We start from the raw sequence: 450 nt of genomic DNA, 5'->3' as shown, positions 1-450 counted from the left end.
ATTATATCGGGATAATCATTAAATGAAAAAGATATTTTTTTGTCAGCGTTTTTTCGTATATTTTAGTGCAATTGCTATTTTGATTCTGAATATTGGAATGGCTCATGCACAAGGTGTGAGTGTTCAACATTTAAATTCAGCTAGAAAAGCTATCAGTGCCATTCGTGCGACTGACCAATTTGATAATTTTTTACCAAATGCGGCACGCGATCTCAAAGATGAACTGATAGGCGATGATCCCAATTTGGCAACTGCTATTTCTGATATTGTTGATAAGCAAGCGCTTGCTTTGGCTAAACGACGCTCTGATTTGGAGAAAGAAATTGCTCATGTATATGCAAAATATTTTACTCAAAAAGAACTTGATGCAATCACGGCATTTTATAATTCTGATACCGGTAAAAAATTTTTGACAGAAGTTCCAAACCTTGCCCATGATGCTTATTCTAC

The 450-nt window shown here is 35.1% G+C and carries 1 protein-coding gene; it reads left to right on the top strand.

Going from position 1 to position 450, the window contains the following annotated elements; translation table 11 throughout:
* Window positions 1-22: 22 nt before the first annotated feature.
* On the top strand, window positions 23-450 hold a 428-nt coding region (locus J7R05_RS08120; protein WP_208541862.1), incomplete at its 3' end, for a DUF2059 domain-containing protein.

It is taken from the genome of Bartonella capreoli (genome assembly GCF_902813205.1).
In the GTDB taxonomy this organism is placed as follows: Bacteria; Pseudomonadota; Alphaproteobacteria; order Rhizobiales; family Rhizobiaceae; genus Bartonella; species Bartonella schoenbuchensis.
The sequence above is the reverse complement of the archived record's forward strand: the minus strand, read 5'-3'. Positions and strand labels throughout refer to the sequence as shown.